Origin of the sequence: Actinomyces denticolens, assembly GCF_002072185.1 — a bacterium.
In the GTDB taxonomy this organism is placed as follows: domain Bacteria; phylum Actinomycetota; class Actinomycetes; order Actinomycetales; family Actinomycetaceae; genus Actinomyces; species Actinomyces denticolens.
Genome location: NZ_MVIW01000051.1, coordinates 1 through 14,530 on the forward strand (window position 1 = coordinate 1; position 14,530 = coordinate 14,530).

Annotated in this window: 15 protein-coding genes and 1 pseudogene; 8 read left to right on the plus strand and 8 right to left on the minus strand. The window is 72.6% G+C overall.

Annotated features, from left to right (window positions below):
* The 3 genes and pseudogenes from B1H55_RS11125 to B1H55_RS11135 form a co-directional block, all read right to left on the minus strand.
* Window positions 1-311: pseudogene (locus B1H55_RS11125) on the minus strand (hypothetical protein); the annotation flags it as partial.
* A gap of 173 nt (window positions 312-484) precedes the next feature.
* A complete protein-coding gene (locus B1H55_RS11130) occupies window positions 485-1,609 on the minus strand; it encodes a hemolysin family protein (RefSeq protein ID WP_077239889.1) in 1,125 nt (374 codons plus the stop codon).
* Window positions 1,606-2,943, minus strand: coding sequence for a hemolysin family protein (locus B1H55_RS11135; RefSeq protein ID WP_077240151.1), 1,338 nt, complete (start codon window positions 2,941-2,943; stop codon window positions 1,606-1,608). The genes B1H55_RS11130 and B1H55_RS11135 overlap by 4 nt, the downstream gene beginning before the upstream one ends.
* Window positions 2,944-3,246: 303 nt before the next feature.
* Between B1H55_RS11135 and B1H55_RS11140 the strand changes: the two genes are divergently transcribed.
* A complete protein-coding gene (locus tag B1H55_RS11140; protein WP_231953019.1) occupies window positions 3,247-6,960 on the plus strand; it encodes a multifunctional oxoglutarate decarboxylase/oxoglutarate dehydrogenase thiamine pyrophosphate-binding subunit/dihydrolipoyllysine-residue succinyltransferase subunit in 3,714 nt (1,237 codons plus the stop codon).
* A gap of 184 nt (window positions 6,961-7,144) precedes the next feature.
* Entirely contained in the window at window positions 7,145-7,759 is a 615-nt protein-coding gene (locus B1H55_RS11145; RefSeq protein ID WP_073451136.1) for a GDSL-type esterase/lipase family protein, read from the plus strand.
* 151 nt (window positions 7,760-7,910) lie between these two features.
* Here the strand turns inward: B1H55_RS11145 and B1H55_RS11150 are convergent, their stop codons facing one another.
* The 5 genes from B1H55_RS11150 to B1H55_RS11165 all read right to left on the minus strand — a co-directional run bounded on the left by B1H55_RS11150 (window position 7,911) and on the right by B1H55_RS11165 (window position 9,817).
* Window positions 7,911-8,180: a type II toxin-antitoxin system RelE family toxin gene (locus B1H55_RS11150; RefSeq protein ID WP_073451135.1), complete on the minus strand. Its 270-nt coding sequence runs from the start codon at window positions 8,178-8,180 to the stop codon at window positions 7,911-7,913.
* Complete coding sequence (gene relB / locus B1H55_RS11155; protein WP_073451134.1) at window positions 8,177-8,401, minus strand: type II toxin-antitoxin system RelB family antitoxin; 225 nt, start codon at window positions 8,399-8,401, stop codon at window positions 8,177-8,179. The genes B1H55_RS11150 and relB overlap by 4 nt, the downstream gene beginning before the upstream one ends.
* A 161-nt stretch (window positions 8,402-8,562) precedes the next feature.
* Complete coding sequence (locus tag B1H55_RS13125; RefSeq protein ID WP_370427841.1) at window positions 8,563-8,637, minus strand: 50S ribosomal protein bL37; 75 nt, start codon at window positions 8,635-8,637, stop codon at window positions 8,563-8,565.
* A gap of 164 nt (window positions 8,638-8,801) precedes the next feature.
* Window positions 8,802-9,215 (minus strand): mycothiol system anti-sigma-R factor, encoded by a 414-nt coding sequence (gene rsrA / locus B1H55_RS11160; protein WP_077240150.1) that lies wholly within the window; start codon window positions 9,213-9,215, stop codon window positions 8,802-8,804.
* Window positions 9,215-9,817, minus strand: coding sequence for a sigma-70 family RNA polymerase sigma factor (locus B1H55_RS11165; RefSeq protein WP_167370541.1), 603 nt, complete (start codon window positions 9,815-9,817; stop codon window positions 9,215-9,217). Before B1H55_RS11165 ends, rsrA begins: the two co-directional genes overlap by 1 nt.
* A 606-nt stretch (window positions 9,818-10,423) precedes the next feature.
* Here B1H55_RS11165 and B1H55_RS11170 point away from each other — a divergent pair.
* From B1H55_RS11170 to B1H55_RS12700, 6 genes are all read left to right on the plus strand, one after another.
* Complete coding sequence (locus B1H55_RS11170; protein WP_077239888.1) at window positions 10,424-10,879, plus strand: PadR family transcriptional regulator; 456 nt, start codon at window positions 10,424-10,426, stop codon at window positions 10,877-10,879.
* Entirely contained in the window at window positions 10,876-11,613 is a 738-nt protein-coding gene (locus B1H55_RS11175; RefSeq protein WP_077239887.1) for a hypothetical protein, read from the plus strand. Before B1H55_RS11170 ends, B1H55_RS11175 begins: the two co-directional genes overlap by 4 nt.
* Window positions 11,610-11,891: a PLDc N-terminal domain-containing protein gene (locus B1H55_RS11180; protein WP_073451129.1), complete on the plus strand. Its 282-nt coding sequence runs from the start codon at window positions 11,610-11,612 to the stop codon at window positions 11,889-11,891. The genes B1H55_RS11175 and B1H55_RS11180 overlap by 4 nt, the downstream gene beginning before the upstream one ends.
* 7 nt (window positions 11,892-11,898) lie before the next feature.
* Window positions 11,899-12,936, plus strand: coding sequence for an ABC transporter ATP-binding protein (locus B1H55_RS11185; RefSeq protein WP_157750277.1), 1,038 nt, complete (start codon window positions 11,899-11,901; stop codon window positions 12,934-12,936).
* The gene (locus tag B1H55_RS11190; RefSeq protein WP_077239885.1) at window positions 12,933-13,772 is read left to right on the plus strand and encodes a hypothetical protein; all 840 of its coding nucleotides are present in this window, start codon (window positions 12,933-12,935) and stop codon (window positions 13,770-13,772) included. The genes B1H55_RS11185 and B1H55_RS11190 overlap by 4 nt, the downstream gene beginning before the upstream one ends.
* Window positions 13,773-14,220: 448 nt before the next feature.
* Window positions 14,221-14,530, plus strand: a 310-nt coding sequence (locus tag B1H55_RS12700; protein ID WP_205635521.1) for a hypothetical protein, incomplete at its 3' end; no start/stop codon positions are given.

A 14,530-nucleotide genomic window follows, 5' to 3' on the forward strand; every position in this document is an offset into this window, starting at 1 on the left:
AGCGCGCTGCTCACGGCCTCCCGCTCGGCCCGCCGGCGCGCCTGCCGGAGGCGCTCGCTGCGGGTGGCCGGGACCCGGGGCGCCGAGGCGGCGGCGCGGGCGGGCGCGCTCGGCCCGGAGGCGGCGGTGAGGGTGGGGACGCCGACGGGATCCGCCGGCACCCGTGAGGGGGGCGCCATCATGGCGCCGACGAGTCCGTCCGCATCGGGGACGGTGTCCTCGACCCGACCGCTCCCAGCCACCGCGAGCGCAGCCTGGGCGGCCCGCTCCGCATCGCGGCGCTGGCGGCGGGTCAGGGGAGGCTGGCTCACGCTGGGATTCTCCAGATCGTTCCGGGGACTTCCCCGGTCACCACCGGGGAGGCAGGGGTCGGGTCGGGCCGACGATCGGCTCGGCCTCTTTCACCTTAGCGAGCCGACGCCGCGAGCGCCACGTGGGGTGCGGCACGAGCGGATCCGGGCGGCTCGGTGGCGATCGGCGGTGGTCAGTCGTGATCCCTGCGCTGGTGCTCCTCGCGCTGCATGGCGTCGTTCACCTCGCCGACGAGCTCCTCGAGGATGTCCTCCAGGAAGACCACGCCGATGGTCCGCTCGCCCCCCTGACCGATGGGCTCGAGCACGCGCCCGAGGTGCGCGCCGGTGCGCTGCATGGCGGCGAGCACCGCCTCGACCTCGTCGTCGGCGCGCACGGGCACGAGCGCCCGCGAGCGCCAGGCGGGCACGGGCTCGCGGCGCGCCCGCACGTCAGCCCCCAGGATGTCCTTGAGATGGATGTACCCGGTGATGGCCGCATCGGCGTCGCGCCGTGCTCCGCCGTCGGGGTCGTCGGAGCTGTCGGGGCCGCCCGCCCGGGTGATCGGGAAGCGGGAGAACCCGGTGGATGCGACCAGGCGCTCGACGTCCTCCGGCGTGCAGTCCTGGGGAAGGGTAACGAGCTCGCCGAGGGGGACCATGGCCGAGCGGGCGGTCTCCTCCGAGAACTCGATCGTGGAGGTCAGCAGGCCGGAGTCATCGTCGAGGACGCCCTCGGCGGTGGAGCGCTCGACGATCGCGGCGACCTCCTCGACGGTGTAGACGGCGGGCACCTCGTCGCGCGGCTCCATGCCGAGCGCGCGCAGCACCCCGTTGGCGATCCCGTTGAGGCCCGTGATGATGGGCCCGAACAGGCGGGAGATCGCCACGAGCGGCGGGGCGAGCCAGCGCACGGCGGACTCGGGCGCCGCGATGGAGAGGTTCTTGGGGACCATTTCACCGGTGACGACGTGCAGGAACACGACGATGACGAGGGCCACGACGACGGCGACGGCATGGGCCCCGGACTGCCCCGCGCCGAGGGCGAGCAGGGGCCCTGCGAGCAGGTGGGCCAGGGCCGGCTCGGCGATGACGCCCAGCCCCGTGGAGCACAGGGTGACGCCGAGCTGGGCCGTGGCGAGCATGGCGGAGACGTGCTCGAGGGCCCAGAGGGCGGTGCGGGCGCGGGCGTCGCCGGCCTCGGCCAGCGGCTCCAGGGCGGCGCGGCGGGAGGAGGTGACGGCGAACTCGGCGCCGACGAAGAAGGCGTTGCCCACGAGAAGGGCGACGGCGATGGCCAGGGCCGCGGGGGTGCTCATGCGTGCGCTCCCCCCTCGGCGGGCTCCTCGCCCGCCCCGGCGGTGCCGACCGCCCCTGCGGGGCGCACGCGCAGACGGGTGATGCGCCGCCCCTCCATGGCCTCGACGATGAGCTCGGCCCTCGGCAGGGCCAGGCGGTCCCCGATGGCGGGGATGCGGGCGAGCTCGGTCATGACCAGGCCGCCGAGCGTCTCGTAGGGGCCGTCGTCGGGGACGTGGATGCCGGCACGGGTGGAGAGCTCGTCGGGGCGCATCCAGCCGGGGACGATCCAGTCGCCAGAGGCCTCCAGGTGCGCGCCCCCACGGCGCCGGTCGTGCTCGTCGGCGACGTCGCCCACGATCTCCTCGACGGCGTCCTCGAGAGTGACCACCCCGGCGGTGCCGCCGTACTCGTCGACGACGACGGCCATCTGGACGCCCTGGGCGCGCAGCTCGACCAGCAGTGAGGCCAGGGGCATGGTCTCGGGCACGCGCGGGGCGGGCGTCATGAGCGAGGAGGAGGCCACGGGCACCTCGGCCCGCTTGGCGTAGGGCACGCCGATGGCGCGGCGCAGGTGGACGATGCCCTGGATGTCGTCGACGTCGTCGCCGGTGACGGGGAAGCGGGAGTGGCCGGTGGCGCGGGCGAGGTCGACGACATCGGCGGCGGTGGCCTCCGCGGGAAGGGTGTGGAGGCGCCCGCGGTCGGTCATGACATCGACGGCGCTGAGCTCGGCCACCCGGATGGAGCGGGTGAGCAGCGTGGCGGTGGAGGCGTCCAGCGCGCCCTCCTTGGCGCTGTGGCGCACGAGGGCGGCGAGCTCACCGGCGGAGCGGGCGCCGCTGAGCTCCTCGGCGGGGGTGATGCCCAACCGGCCCAGGATGATGTTCGCCGTGCCGTTGAGGACGCGGATCACCGGGGACAGGATCGTGGTGAAGCCGGAGAGGAGGGGGGTGACCAGGCCGGCGGCCCGCAGGGGATCGGACAGGGTGGCGTTCTTGGGGATGAGCTCGCCGACGAGCATGGAGAAGGCGTTGACCAGGACGAGGGCCAGGGTGACGGCGGCGCCGGCGGCCACGGACTGGGCCACCCGGCCCGACAGGAGCCCGTCGAGGATGTTGGCCAGGGCGTCCTGCATCGTGTAGCCCAGCAGGATCGTGGTCAGTGTGATGCCCACCTGCGCCCCGGACAGGAGAGTGGAGAGGCGCCCCAGAGCCAGGCGCACCCGCTCGGCGCGGCGGTCGCCCGCGGCGGCGCGCGTCTCGACCGTGGAGGGGTCGAGGGCGACGAGGGAGAACTCCCCGGCGACGAAGACCGCTGTGCCCGCGGTCAGGAGGATGCCGACAAGGATCATGAGCGCGTCGCGCACGTCTCCCCTTTCCTGTGGTGGTGCGCCGCACGCTACCACCGCCCCTGCCCGCGCGCCCGGGCGGCGCGTGGGGATGGCCCCTTCCGGGGCCGGGTCCGCGGCCGCCGCGTCGGCGCCCGCCCGGCTCGCCCGCCGGTTCCCGGGACTAAAGCCTCATGTGCCCGTAGACTTGGGGGAGCGCCTGGGCGTTGTTGCTCCGGCAGCGCGCCCCGGCACCGCCGTCCCCTCGACCAGGAGAGATGAGCCGTGACCACCCCGCAGACCGCAGACTTCGGCGCCAATGAGTGGATGGTGGAGGAGATGCGCGAGGCCTGGCTGGCCGATGCCTCCTCCGTGAGCGCGCCGTGGCGCGAGCTCTTCGAGGCCGGCGGCGCCGTCGGCGAGGCCCCGCCGGAGACCTCCGGCGCCCTTCAGGATGTGACGCGCTCGGACCTGCCCCCGGCGCCGCCGTCGTGCACGGAGCCCCCGACATCCCCGTACGCCCAGCGCCTCGCCGCGGGCCCCCGCTCCCCGCAGGAGGGACCCGCCTCGGACACCGAGACCCGGTTGCGGGGCGCGGCGGCCCGCACGGCCAGGAACATGGAGGACTCACTGACGATCCCGACGGCGACGTCGGCCCGCGCCGTGCCCGCCAAGGTCCTCATCGAGAACCGGGCGATCATCAACGCCCACCTGGCGCGCACACGGGGCGGCAGGGCCTCCTTCACCCACCTCATCGGCTGGGCCGTGGTGGAGGCGCTGGTGGAGATGCCGGCGATGAACGCCTCCTACCGGCTCGACGACGACGGCCGCCCCGCCCTGCGCTCCCCTGCGCATGTGGCTCTCGGGCTGGCGATCGACGCGCCGTCGTCCAAGGGCGAGCGGCGGCTGCTCGTGCCCTCCATCAAGGAGGCCGATATGAGGGACTTGGCTGGATTCATCGCCGCCTATGAGGAGCTGGTGCGCAGGGCGCGCGCCGGGGAGCTGGGCGTCGAGGACTTCGCCGGCACCACGGTGACACTGACCAACCCCGGCATGATCGGCACCCTGCACTCGGTGCCCCGCCTCATGAGCGGCCAGGGCCTCATCGTGGGCGTGGGCTCGATGGCCTACCCGGCGGCCTTCGCGGGGGCGAGCGAGGAGACACTGGCGCGCCAGGGCATCGGCAAGGTCCTCACCCTGACCTCCACCTACGACCACCGCGTCATCCAGGGGGCCACGAGCGGGGAGTTCCTGCGCCTGGTGGAGCGCAAGCTCATGGGGCTCGACGGCTTCTGGGAGCGCGCCTTCACCTCGATGCGCGTCCCGCACGAGCCGGTCGCCTGGCAGCGGGACACCACCTACGATCCCGAGCTGGAGACCGGCAAGCCCGCGCGCGTGGCCGAGCTCATCCACGCCTTCCGCCAGCGCGGGCACCTCGCCGCGGACACCGACCCGCTGACCTACCGCCAGCGCCACCACCCGGACCTGGACCTGACCAGCTACGGGCTGAGCCTGTGGGACCTGGACCGCTCCTTCCCCACCCGGGGGCTGGGAGGATCCGGGCGGGCCACCCTGCGCGAGATCCTGTCCCTGCTGCGCGAGGCCTACTGCGGCACCGCCGGCATCGAGTACATGCATATCCAGGACCCGGCCCAGCGGGCGTGGTGGCAGGAGCGGCTCGAGGGCCCCCGCGAGCCGATGAGCGCCGGCGAGCGCCACCGGATCCTGGCCAAGCTCGCCCAGGCGGAGGCCTTCGAGACCTTCCTGCAGACCAAGTACGTCGGGCAGAAGCGCTTCAGCCTCGAGGGCGGGGAGTCGCTCATCGTGGCCCTCGATCGCCTCCTGGACGCCGCCGCCCACGACGGCCTGGACGAGGTGGTCATCGGCATGGCGCACCGCGGGCGCCTCAACGTGCTGACCAATATCGCCGGCAAGTCCTACGGCCAGGTCTTCGACGAGTTCGAGGGCAACGGCGTCATCGTGGGAGCGGGCACCGGGGACGTGAAGTACCACCTGGGCACGGAGGGGGTCTTCTCGGGCACCGACGGCGTGAGCACCCGGGTGTCGCTGGCCGCCAACCCCTCCCACCTGGAGACGGTCGACGGCGTCGTCGAGGGGATCGCGCGCGCCAAGCAGGACCGGATCGGCCTGGGCGAGCGCGGGTACACGGTCATGCCGGTGCTCGTGCACGGCGACGCCGCCTTCGCGGGCCAGGGCGTGGTCTACGAGACCCTCAACATGAGCCAGCTGCCCGCCTACCGCGTCGGCGGGACGGTGCACATCATCGTCAACAACCAGATCGGCTTCACCACGGGGGCGGCCTCGGCGCGCTCCACCAACTACGCCACGGATCTGGCCAAGGGCCTGCAAGTGCCGATCTTCCACATCAACGCCAACGACCCTGAGACGGTGGCCCGCGCGGTGCGCCACGCCTACGAGTACCGGGCGGCCTTCCACAAGGACGTCATCATCGACCTCATCTGCTACCGGCGCCGCGGGCACAACGAGGGCGACGACCCCTCGATGACCCAGCCGGTCATGTACCGGCTCATCGACTCACTGCCCTCCACGCGCGCCGTCTACACCACCGACCTTCTGGGGCGCGGGGAGATCACCGCCGAGCAGGCCGAGCGGATCGAGTCCTCCTTCCACGACGAGCTGGAGCGGATCTTCGCCTCCACGCGAGCCCAGGCGCCGGTCGGGCCCGAGGCCGATCCGGCGGCCCCGCTCCTGGGTGAGGGCGCCTCGCTGGCGGACCCGACGACGGTGGGCCGCTCCCCCGGCGGCCTGGGGGTCCCGGCCTCCCAGGAGGCGGGCGCGGGGATGATGATCGGCTGGACGAGCGCCGTCGAGCCGGGCGTCGTCGAGCGCATCGGGGACGCCCAGGTGGCCTGGCCCGAGACCTTCGCCGTCCACCCCAGGCTGGAGCCGATGCTGCGCCGCCGCCGGGCCGCCAGCCGCGCCGGCGGCATCGACTGGGCCTTCGCCGAGCTCATCGCCCTGGGCTCACTGCTCATGGAGGGCGTGCCGGTGCGCCTGGCCGGGGAGGACGCGCGCCGAGCCACCTTCGCCCAGCGGCACGCGGTCCTGCACGACCATGGCACGGGCGCGGAGTGGACGCCGCTGGACTTCCTCACCCCCGGCCAGGCGCCCCTGGAGATCTACGACTCCCTGCTCAGCGAGTACGCGGCCCTGGCCTTCGAGTACGGCTACTCGGTGGAGCGGCCCGAGGGGCTGACGCTGTGGGAGGCCCAGTTCGGGGACTTCGCCAATGGGGCGCAGTCGGTCATCGACGAGTACGTCACCTCCGCGACCCAGAAGTGGGGGCAGCGCTCCGGCCTGGTCATGCTCCTCCCCCACGGGCAGGAGGGCCAGGGGCCGGACCACTCCTCGGCGCGCATCGAGCGCTACCTGCAGATGTGCGCGCAGGAGAACATGCGCGTGGTCATGCCGTCGACCCCGGCCAACCACTTCCACCTGCTGCGCGAGCAGGCCTACTCCCGGCCGCGCCGCCCGCTCATCGTGTTCACCCCCAAGCAGCTGCTGCGCCTCAGGGCCGCCACGAGCCCGGTGGAGGACTTCACCTCCGGCGCCTTCCGGCCGGTGATCGGGGAGACCGATGCGGCGATCTCGCGCGGGGGCGGCGTGGACCGGGTGCTCCTGTGCTCGGGCAGGGTCTACTACGACCTCGTCGCCGAGAGGGAGCGCCGCGGGGACGCCTCCACGGCGATCGTGCGCCTGGAGCAGCTCTACCCGCTCGACGGCGAGGCGATCGAGGCGGCCCTGGCGCCCTTCCGCGGCGCGGAGGTCGTCTGGGTGCAGGACGAGCCGAGGAACCTGGGCGTCTGGCCCTTCCTGGCGCTGGCCGCCCCCGCCGGGCTGGCCCGGCGCCTCTGGCCCGCGGGCCATCGGGGAGGTCTCGACGACGGCGCGGCGCGCTGCGTGTCGCGCCCGGCGGCGGCCTCCCCCGCGCCCGGCACGGCGGGGCTGTACAAGCGCCAGCAGGAGGCGCTGGTGGCCCAGGCCTTCGACCGCTCCTGACGGCGCTCCCGCCCCGGCGGGCGGAGAGGGAGGGGAGGACGGGCGGAGCCCGGTGCCCGCGCCGAGTCCCGGCGCCGGCACCGCGCCCGCAGCGCGCCGCCCGGCTCGAGGGGACCGGATCGGTAGTCTGGGGCCACTGGGGGCCACTGATCGGGAGGACTCCCGCACGAACAGGAGACCGTCAATGAGCGCAGCAGCCGTCCCTGGAGCAGCCGACGCCAACAGGATCCACTTCATCGGCGATGAGATCGTCGCGGGCTACGGCGACGCCCGGGCCCTGGGCTGGACCGGGCGCGTCCTGGCGCGCACGCCCCGCGAGGCCGACCTGCTCCCCTCCACCCTGGCGATCCCCGGGGAGACCCTCGCCCAGCTCGCTGAGCGCTGGCACGCCGAGGTGGCGCCGCGCAGCACCCACACCCGGGAGAACCGCCTGGTCATCGGCATCGGCGTCGGCGACGTGCTGGCGGGCATGTCCGCCGCGCGCTCGCGCCTGGCCCTGGCCAATATCCTCGACAAGGCCTCCAGCGAGCACCGCCCCTGCTTCGTCGTCGGCCCGCCGCCGCTCCCCCACGCGGACACCGATGCGACGGCGGCCCTGTCCCACGCGGCGGCCGAGGTGTGCCGGCGCCGCTCCACGCCCTACGTGGAGGTCTTCGACCCGCTGCGCCACCACGACCAGTGGCTGACGGACGTGGCCGGGGGCGCCGGGCACCCGGCCCAGACCGGCTACGGGCTCATGGCCTGGCTGGTCCTGCACCGCGGCTGGTACGAGTGGCTGGGGGTGGAGGCCCCCGCCTGAGGCGTCCGACGGCGTGAGACGGGGATGCCCTCATCGGGAGGACTGGAGGGCGGTCCGGTCCTCGGCGGCCCCGCTGCGCGCGACCGGATGACGAGCGGCGATAGCTCATGCATCCTCGCGCGCCATCGCATCGGCGGTGACCGTCACGGGATCAGCGCCGGTAGATCATCGAACGGTGCCCGATCTCGATGGCAAGGACGATCAACTCCTCGTCATGGATGTCGCACAGCACTCGGTAGTCGCCGATCCGGTACCTCCACGCCCCGCTCAGATCACCGCGCAGCGCCTTCCCCCGCGCCCTGGGATCTTGAGCGCCATCGATATTCTTGTTGAGCCACGCGACAATAACGCGGGCTGTGCCGCGATCCATCTTGGCGAGCTGCTTGTCGGCGCGCTTGGAGTAGAGGAGCCGGTAGCTCATGCGTACTTGCGCGCCATCGCATCGGCGGTGACCGTCACGGGATCGGCATCGTGCTCCTCTCGCGCCTCCTGCCATGCCTTGAGATCGGTCTCATCCTCGATGCGCTCCAGAGCCGCGGTCCTCATGAACTCGGACAGGCTCTGGCCGAAGGCCGAGGCGTAATCCTGGATGATGGTCTTCTCCTCCGCCGCCAGGCGCAGGGTGATCGACGTCGTGCTCATGCGCACCCCCTCCTCCGCAAGACATTGTAGGACAGGTTCCGGCCGAAGGCCGAGGCGCATTGGCGCCCAGGAGGCAGGAGGACGGTCGCGCAACGCGACGGCGGCCGATCCGCTCTGTGATCGACCGCCGTCGTTCGGTGCTCCGGGCGATGCCGCCCGGCTCAGGCGTTGGGGCGCTTGCCGTGGTTGGCCCCGCCCTTGGCCCGGGCCCTGCGCTTGCGACCGCGCTTGCTCATGATTGCCTCCTCGTGTCAGATCCGCCCCACGAGGGGGCAAGGAACGCACATCATCCTCCCACACCGCACCGAGGGCCTGCCAATCGGATGCGTCCCCGCCGACGTGCGCCTGGACACAGCCATGAGGCCGCTCGGGCGGCGGGTCGGCATGGGCGCCCCGGATCTCAGTCCCGCTCGATGCGCATCGAGCTCGTCCGGGTCACGGTGATCCTGGAGCCGTCCCTGGAGACGGTGGCGGAGGTCGTCCGGGACACGGAGGCGACGGCGCTCGTCCCGCGCAGGACGGCGAGCCGGCCCAGGACCCGGGCGCGAAGCTCGGGAGGCGCCTGCTCGACGCAGCGCGAGCGGATGATGGTGCGCAGGTGGCGCTCGGCGTCGGCGATCTGGGCGCAGTGCTCGCACTCGGCCACGTGCCGCGCCAGGCGCTCGGCCACGGACTGCTCGCACTCATGGTCGAGGAAGGCCTGGAGGTGGGCGATCATCTCCTCGCAGGAGGTACAGCCGCTCTCCGGGGAGGGCATGCCGGTCCCATCGGTCCCGGTGCCGCGCGCGGCGGCGCTGGTGCCAGGCGCGCTCATCACTCGCCCCCCTCATCGGTGTCGGAGAGGTATCCGAGCCGGCGGGCGTGGTCGGCCAGCAGCTCGCGCAGCTGACGGCGCCCGCGGTGCAGGCGGGACATGACGGTGCCGATCGGGGTGCCCATGATCTCGGCGATCTCCTTGTAGGCGAACCCCTCGACATCGGCGAGGTAGACGGCCAGGCGCCTCTCCTCGGTCAGCTCGTTGAAAGCCGCCTTGATCTCGTCGTCGGGGAGCTCGTCGAGCGCGAGGGACTCCGCGCTCGGCAGCCCGACGGAGTCGTGGGAGGCGGCGCGGTGGAGCTGCCAGTCCTCGACGGCGTCGGCGTCGGACTGCAGGGGCTCGCGCTGCTTCTTGCGGTAGGAGTTGATGAATGTGTTGGTCAGGATCCGGTAGAGCCAGGCCTTGAGGTTGGTGCCGGGGCGGTACTGGTGGAAGGAGGCGAAGGCCTTGGCGTAGGCGTCCTGGACGAGGTCCTCGGCGTCGGAGCGGTTGCGCGTCATGCGCAGGGCGGCGCCGTAGAGCTGATCGAGGTAGGGCAGGGCCTCGGCCTCGAATCGGGCGGCACGGGCATCGGCGTCCTCGTCGGCGGGCGCGCGCATGGGGGCGTCGCCGTAGTCCTCGAGCTCCTGGGGGCCCTCGAGGACGGCGTCCCCGGGATCCGCGGGAGTCGGTGCGGCCGAGGACCCGCCGGTGAGGCGGTCCTCGTCGTCGATCGTGCTCACGGAGCGCTCGCCGCGCTGGGTCTGCTGGTGGGTCATCACCGGCGAGCCTAGCGCGATGCGCCGCGCCGCGCGGGAGGGCCGGCGCTGGGCGCCACCCGTCAGGGAGGCGAGAACAGGGGTCATCAGGGCCACAGGGCTGGGAAGCGCGGCCGTCTCGGTCATCACAGTCATCGTCTCCTCCAACGACGACGGCGCCAAGCTTGTTCCCGCGCCCGCGGCCTCGCCCCCGATATACCGTCTCGACCCGCTCTTGCGCCCTCAAACTGCGAGGATGAGGGCGCAGATGCGGGTCGAGACGGTATCTGCGGCTTCAGGGCGCATGTCCGAGTCCGACGGCAGACGGTGGGGGAAGACGGAGCCGACCGGGCAGGCGCTCACGACGGCTCCACAGAGATGCCTACAGAGATGTTGACACCAGGTACCTTGCATTACAAGATAGATGACAGGGCGGGAAGGTCCCGAGCGAGAGGAGGCGAGGACGGCATGGCCAAGGCAGCGAAGCCGACAAGGAGCGCCGCGGCGGCAGCGGCCGGCGCCGCGGAGCCGCAGCTGCGCAAAGGAGCCCTCGAACTCGCCGTTCTGACGCTGGTCAGGCGCGCCGAGCCCAACGGCATCTACGGCGGCGCCCTCGTCGAGGAGCTCGCCGCCCTTCCCACCCTCGCGGCCCCCCAGGGGACCGTCTACCCTCTCCTGTCCCGCCTGCGCGCCGCCGGAGTCGTGGAGACCACCTGGCAGGAGTCACCCAGCGGGCCGCCCCGGCGCTACTACCTACTGACAGAGGCCGGCCGAGAGCGCTTGGCCGCCCAGCGCCGGGTCTGGCTGGCGCTCAGCCGCGACATGGCCGCCCTGCTGGGCAGCACCACGCCATCCGATCATCCCGATCGCCTCGCGCGATCCCCACGGGCAACGATGAGAACGACGAAGGAGAAGAGCTCGTGAGCACCATTGAGCCGCACGACACGGGCGCCCCGACCCGGACCCCGGGCGCCGGCACACCGGCGTCATGGGAGGACGCCGAGTGGGACGATGACGCTCGGACGGGGACCGCCCGGTTCCTCGGCGTTCCCGTCTCCCTCGATCCCCGCGGTCTGCGCGAGCGCGCAGCCCGCCACTACTCCCCCACCGATCCCCTCCTCGTGCCGCGCGCCTGGGGCATCGGCTGGGACCTCAACCTCGGGGCCCTCGCGGTCAGGACGGGCTGGACCAACCCGGATGACCTGGGCGACGACCTGCGCCTGGGCCCCGCGGGCATGGCGGCGCTCAGCGCGGCACCGGCCGCCCTCGCCGTGGGATCGGCCATTGGCGCCGTCGCCGCCCGCAAGCGCGCGCTGCCGACGGCGCGCGCGGCATCAGCGTCGAGCCTCGCGCCGGCCGCGCTCATGTCCACCGCGCTGGGCGCCGTCGACATCGTGCTCGACGCGCCCCTCCCGCAGCGCCTCGGCCATGCCACCACCTCGATCCTGCTCACCGGCGCCGGGTTCGCCGACGCGCTCCGGCGGCGGGGAGGGGCCGGCAGTGCCGCGCAAGCGGCAGTCGTCGCGGGCGCCGCCGTCTTGGCGACCGCTCTCGCCATCGGCGCGACCCGGGCCGCGATCAGCCGCGCCATGCGCGCCACCGGGACCGGCCGAGGCACCACCCCTGAGCGAGGCACCACCCCTGAGGAGGAATCATGAGCGGCACGATGACGGCAGTGCTGGCCGGCGCGGCAACGATCCAGCTCACCCTGTTGGCCGCCGCGCTGTGGCGGTGGTCCAGGACGCCCGAGGATCGCCTCACTCTGGGGCGCTGGCCCTGGCTGGCGATCATCCTGCTCCTGTCCATGGTCGGCCCGATCGCCTTCCTCGTGGCCGGGCGCGGCCCGGGGCCCTTGTCGGAGGCGCCCCGCGCCGAGCGGGCGCGCGGCGCCGTCGAGGACGCCGTGGCCGATGTCTACGGTCCGGGCGCGGGGTGAGCCCGCGATGAGCATCCCCAGCAGGGCGGGCGCTGCCGAGACTCCCGCGCCGGCGCTGCTCCTGAGCGGGCTGACCAAGCGCTATGGGGAGCGCGCCGTCGTCGACCGCCTCGACCTGACGGTCCCCGAGGGCTCGATCTTCGGCTTCCTCGGCCGCAACGGGGCGGGCAAGACGACGACGATCCGCATGGTGCTGGGCCTGAGCACCCCCACCTCGGGGCTCATGAGCGTCCTCGGGCAGGACGCGTCCCGCGCGCTGGCGGCGGGGACCATCGGCTACCTGCCGGACGTCCCCGGATTCCATGGGTGGATGCGGGCCGATGAGGTGCTCGACCATGCCGCCAGGCTCGCGGGCCTCGACGCGGCGCTGCGGCGCCGTCGCACGCGCAGCCTGCTCGCCCTGGCCGATCTGGAGGGGGTCACGCAGCCCATTCGCGCGTACTCGCGGGGCATGCGCCAGCGCCTCGGGCTCGCACGGGCGCTCATCAGCGCGCCGCGCCTGCTCATCATGGACGAGCCCACCTCCGCGCTCGACCCCGTGGGACGCCGGGAGCTGCTCGACCTCATCGCCTCCCTGCGGGGCCGCACCACGGTCCTGCTCTCCACGCACCTGCTCGACGACGCCGAGCGCGTGTGCGATCGCGTCGCCATCATCGACGCCGGCCGCCTGCTCCTGGCCGGGCGCACGGCCGATCTCACCGCGGGGACGCGGGCCACGAGCATCGAGCTGCGCACGGCCGCCGACGCCACGCCGCTGGGCGGGCTCCTGCGCCGCCAGGAGTGGGTGTCGGGCGTGGATGCGGACGCGGAGGACCCCCGCCGCCTCTCGGTGCGCACGCCGGAGCCGGAGACGGCTCACCTGCGCCTTCCCGGCCTGCTGGCCGAGGCGGGCTGCGGCCTGGTCTCCATGGACGCCACCCGCCACGGCCTGGAGGAGGCCTTCCTGCGGGCGGTCGGCGAGGCGGGCGGGGATGGCCTCGGCGCGCCGGGGCGCAACGGCGCCGGGGCGCCGCAGGACGACGGCGCCGAGGGAGGCATGCGATGAACGCGATCACCGGGAGGGCGCTCGGGGCGGTTGCGGAGACCGTGCGCGTGGAGACGCGGGGGGCGCTGCGCACGTGGCGCGGCCCTGCCGTGGTCGGCGCGGCGGCGCTGACCGGCATCGGCTCGCCACTCATCGCCTATGTCATACCGGAGATGCTGGCCTCCACGCTGGGCGAGGCGGCCGCGGCCGCGATCGCGGAGCCGACCGTCGGGGACGCCTGGTCGCAATGGGTGAAGAACGCCTCCTCGCTGCTGCTCATCGTGCTCGTGGTCATCGCCGCGGCCTCCGTCGCCGGCGAGCGCTCGGAGGGCATCACCGCCGCCGAGCTGGCCGGGCGCGGCGCGCGCGGTCGGAGCCTCCACGTGGCGGCCAAGGCCCTGTGGCTGCTCGCACTGACGGCGGCGTCCACCGCGTTCTCGGCGCTGTGCTGCCTGGCGACGACGACGGCGCTCTTCGGCGGCAGCGCCACCTGGGGCGGGGGCGGCGGAGCCGCGGCCGCCGGGACGCTGGCGGCGGGCCTGTGGGCCATGGGGGCGCTGACGACACTGGGGATCACCCTGCTCGTCTCCTCATGCTCGCGCTCGACGGTCCTGCCCGCGGCGGTCGGCATCGTCCTGTCCCTGCTGGGGCCGACTCTCGCCCTGTGGCGGCCTGTGGCCGACTGGAGCCCGCTGGGCCTGGGGGCGCTCGCCTCCGACGTCGCCTCGGCCGCGACCACCGGCGCAGTCTCCAGTGCGACTGGCCCCCTCGCCGCGACTCCCCTCGTCATGGGCGTCGCCGTGCCCGTGGTGTTCGTGGTCGGCGCGGTCGCGGCCCTGCGACGGGCGGAGCTGTGACTGCAGAGCACCACTCGCACCCAGTCAGCACGCATCCCGCCACTTCCCTCCCAACCAAGTTGTCGCGGCCACGGCCCGAACGACTGCGACTCCTGAACTTCAGAAAGGTGCACGTTGATCTTCGTCGACAGATCGCTCGCCACGCAGTCCTCGCCTGCGACCATCACAGAGACTTCGTTACGAGGCGCAAGACCTCATGTGCCAGCATCCAGGATCAACCTCACAGAACTGTTGACTAGGAGGGCGACTGCACCTACAATCATATTGATGATGCTTCACACATTCTGCATCTATTGAAATGGCAGAGCCTGCCTCACCGAGCTATCGCCCCCTGAATCGATCGTTCAACACCAGCACCGCTCCCTCTCAGTACTGGCGATCCTCTTCTCGCTATGGACAAGATTGCGAAGGTGCACCTTGCCCATTACATGCGCACAAGGAAAACTTCATGCCATTTACGCCATCTCGACGTCAGATCCTCCTAACAGGTGCTCTGGGTGCGATCGTTACGACCGCAGGATCGTTCCCAGAAGTTCCAGCGACCGCAGTAACAACAGATTATTCTGGCGACCTCTGCTTCATCAAGACTGTCGCAACAGAGAGCGGAAAGGTTGAAGTTCACACTCTATCTGCAGCATCAAATTACAGTGAATTTTCTTGCCATTGCGCCACGCCAATAGATGTGTCCGACGGCAATAAAGGTACATTCCACATGGTAGGGAATGACTTATATTTCGTAAAGACGCAAGGGACTGCCC